General features: G+C 69.4%; 5 protein-coding genes and 1 pseudogene. All 6 read right to left on the minus strand.

Annotation, left to right across the window (positions count from 1 at the left end):
* Window positions 1–120: 120 nt before the first annotated feature.
* Complete coding sequence (locus VGD44_RS06440; protein ID WP_331085062.1) at window positions 121–930, minus strand: alpha/beta hydrolase; 810 nt, start codon at window positions 928–930, stop codon at window positions 121–123.
* Window positions 931–1,045: 115 nt separating this feature from the next.
* On the minus strand, window positions 1,046–1,561 hold the full coding sequence (locus VGD44_RS06445) for a CarD family transcriptional regulator (RefSeq protein WP_331085064.1): 516 nt from the start codon (window positions 1,559–1,561) through the stop codon (window positions 1,046–1,048).
* A 294-nt stretch (window positions 1,562–1,855) separates the two neighbouring features.
* Window positions 1,856–2,197 (minus strand): ferredoxin FdxA, encoded by a 342-nt coding sequence (fdxA, locus tag VGD44_RS06450; RefSeq protein WP_331085066.1) that lies wholly within the window; start codon window positions 2,195–2,197, stop codon window positions 1,856–1,858.
* 117 nt (window positions 2,198–2,314) lie between these two features.
* Window positions 2,315–2,752, minus strand: coding sequence for a DUF805 domain-containing protein (locus tag VGD44_RS06455; RefSeq protein ID WP_331085068.1), 438 nt, complete (start codon window positions 2,750–2,752; stop codon window positions 2,315–2,317).
* 33 nt (window positions 2,753–2,785) lie between these two features.
* Window positions 2,786–3,073, minus strand: a complete 288-nt coding sequence (locus VGD44_RS06460; RefSeq protein ID WP_331085070.1) for an RNA-binding S4 domain-containing protein — start codon at window positions 3,071–3,073, stop codon at window positions 2,786–2,788.
* Window positions 3,070–3,434: pseudogene (locus tag VGD44_RS06465) on the minus strand (phosphonate-binding protein); the annotation flags it as partial. The pseudogene VGD44_RS06465 and the gene VGD44_RS06460, both read right to left, overlap by 4 nt.

Here is a 3,434-nt window from a genome sequence, read left to right on the forward strand (position 1 = left end):
TTAGGAAAGCCCTGCTCTATCCGGCTGAGCTACCGGGCCGCGCGGGGACAGGCGGGCGGAGCCGGCGCGCTGTCCTTGGCCGACCGATGCCATGCGCGGGCGGGCCGGGCAACCCGCATTTCAGGCGCAGAGGGCGCGCACCTGGGCCGCGTAGGCGGCGGGATGTGACTGGTGCGGCAGGTGGCCGGCGCCGTCGAACGTGTGGCGGCGCGCCTGCGGCAGGGCCCGGGCCAGGGCGTCCAGGACCGGGGCGAACGGCGGCGGGCTCTCGGAGCCGCCGGTCAGCAGGAGCGGGCGGTCGAAGGCGCCGAGCGCGGCGACGTCCAGCATGAGCGCCTCGGGATCCCGGGTCTCGTCCAGGAACGTCGGGGCGTTGTTCACGAGCACGGCGCGCAGGCTCTCGGGCAGGCCGGCCCATGCGCCGGGGCCGAGCGCCACGTCGTCGACGAACCGCTCGGCGGCGGCGGCCATTTCGCCCCGGACGAGCCGTTCGACCACCCGGCCGACGGCGGCGGCCACGGCGGCAGCCATCTCCCGGGTCTCGGGATGGGCGGCGAGCAAGCCGAACAGCGGCGGCTCGTGGACGTTGAGGCTGCGGAACAGCGAGGGCCGCCGGCTCGCGAGCCTGAGCGAGATCGCCGCGCCGAACGAGTTGCCGGCCACGTGGGCGGGCGCCAGGCCGAGCCCCTCGATCAGGGCGGCGAGGTCGGCGGCGTCTTCGTCGGCCGAGCCCTGGCCGGCCGGCCGGTCGCTCAGGCTATGGCCGCGCCGGTCATAGGTCAGGACCTGGAAGTCGCGGGCGAGGTCGGCGGCGACGGGCGCCCAGTCGGTATGGTCGACCCAGGAGCCGTGCACCAGCACCAGCGGCGGCCCGGCCGCGGCGCTGAGCTCGTAGTGGAGGCGTACGCCCCCGACGTCCAGGCTGGCCATAGCGTCCTCCCGCAGCGGCGAGTTTACCGGCCGAGCGACTCAAAGGAAAACGCCTGGCCAAACGAAAACGCCCGGCGGTGAGGCCGGGCGTCTCGCGTCTCGTTCGTGGAGAAGATCAGGCCGCGACGGCGGCGGTCTTCACCAGCGACTTGTTCAGCATGGCGATGGCCGCGTCGCGGTCGATGCGCTCGATCGCGGCGACTTCGCGGGCCATGCGGTCCAGGGCGCTCTCGTACAGCTGGCGCTCGGAGTAGGACTGCTCGGGCTGGTTCTCGGCGCGGTGCAGGTCGCGCACCACTTCGGCGATCGAGATCAGGTCGCCCGAGTTGATCTTGGCTTCGTACTCCTGCGCGCGACGCGACCACATGGTGCGCTTCACGCGGGCGCGGCCCTTCAAGGTGGTCAGAGCCTTGGACACCACGCCGGTCTCGGCGAGCGAACGCAGGCCGGCGGTCTTGGCCTTGGCGGTGGGAACGCGCAGCGTCATCTTCTCGTGGTCGAAGGTGATGACGTAGACTTCAAGCTTCAGACCGGCGACTTCCTGGGTCTCGATCCCTTGCACCTGACCCACGCCGTGGGCCGGATAGACGACGTGATCGCCAACCTGGAACTCATTACCGCTCTTGCTCATCCGAGATACCTCTCATATCCGTCCGCGCTGGGGACGCGGAATTGCGTGTCGCTTCCGGAATGCACAAAACCACCCCTCCCGCGGACAAGGCTCGCGGCGGTGTCGTCAGTGTGAACGGAAACAGACCTCTTAAAACGACCCTTCGCCCGTGCCAGCGGTGACCGCCAGTCGGCTGTTCTTGTTAGAGACCGACCCGGGCGAAGCCTTCGTGTCGTGTCGTTTGCGACATTAACACAAAAACGTGCGGAATGAAAGGGTTGGACCCGCCCCGTCCGGGCGCGGGCGGAGGAAGGCTCAGGAGCCGCGGCCCGGCTTCTCGGAAAAGTATTTCTCGAACTTTCCGGTCTCGCGCTCGAAAGCTTCCGCGTCCGAGGGCGGTTCGCCTTTGACTGTGATGTTGGGCCACACGCGCGAGTATTCGGAGTTCACCTTGAGCCACTTGCCGTCCGGATCATCTTCGGTGTCGGGCTTGATGGCGTCCACAGGACACTCTGGCTCACAGACGCCGCAGTCGATGCATTCGTCGGGATTGATGGCCAGGAAGTTCTCGCCCTCGTAGAAGCAGTCGACCGGGCACACCTCCACGCAGTCCATGAACTTACATTTGATGCAGGGATCCATCACGATGTAGGTCATGGCGGGCGCTTCTAGACTCCGGCAGCGTTCCCGAGTTCGGGGCGCCGGTTTTTCACGGCGCGGCCGCCTCTTGTCAATGCAAGGGCCGCCCAGGAATTCTGGAAGCCCGATCAGGCGTCAACTGAACGTCTCGGCCAGTTCGCCGGCCTTGCCGGTCGGCGGGCCAAATCGGTTCGTCGTCGCTTGGCCGGGCAGGACGCCGAGCACGACTATCGCCCCGACCGCCAGCACGCCGTTCACAGCGAGGGACGCATCGGGACCCGCTGTGAACTTAACGGCCGTTGTCGTGGCCGACATGGCCACATTGATGAGCGGGGCCCACCAGCCCGACCGCCCGAGATCATGAAATCTGCGGATCCAGACGAAGAGCAACGGCAGCGCGAAAACGAGTTCGAGGCCAGGGATGCCCACCATCCCTATCACCACCAGCGCCGCGCACATCGGTCCGACCCAGAGCCAGTAGCTCTTGCGGTTGGCCCTACCCCCGATCCAGGCGCTGAACCCCTTCTTCGGCCCAGTTTTGCCGCTGGCCGCCTCCTGCAGTCGATCACTCATGCTCGTCGCCCCAACTCGCGAGCAGACTGTGGCTCAGCTTGCGTCCAACGTCGAGTAGAGCAGGCGCGCTTCGGGCGCCGGGCCGCGGCGGTCGCCCATGGCCTCGACGGTGACGGCGATCAGCCGGCCGCCGAGGGCGAACACCAGCTGGTCGCCGACCTTGATCGGCCGCGCCGGCTTGTCGAGGCGGTGCTCCTCCTGGCCGGGGCGGGTGAGGCGGATGCGGCCCTCGTCGATGAACTTGGCCGCCAGCGAGCGGGTCTTGAAGAAGCGGGCGCGCCAGAGCCAGACGTCGGCGCGGCAGGCGTCGACCTCGCTCACTTCGACGCCGCCTTCCGACGGCGCCGGCGCGGCGGCGGCGGGGCGTCCTTGAGGGCGGCCAGGGCGGCGAACGGCGAGTGTGGCCGGATCGGCGCGGCGTCCGGCTCACGCTCGTTGCGGCGTCGCCAGGCGATCGGCTCGCCGTCTTTCGGCTTGCGCGCCGGCGCATAGCCCAGGCCGCGCAGCATCGCGCCGGCCTCGGTCTCGCTCCAGCCCAGCGCCTCGCGCGCCTGGTCCGCCAGCACCACGCCGCCGGCCTGACGCGCGCCGCCGCGCATCAGTTCGTCCAGCCGCTCGAGCTGCTCCACGGGCACGGCGTGCTGACGGACCGCCCGCAGGCCGTAGGCGGCGAGGACGCGGG

It is taken from the genome of Phenylobacterium sp. (assembly GCF_036402295.1).
Lineage (GTDB): Bacteria > Pseudomonadota > Alphaproteobacteria > Caulobacterales > Caulobacteraceae > Phenylobacterium.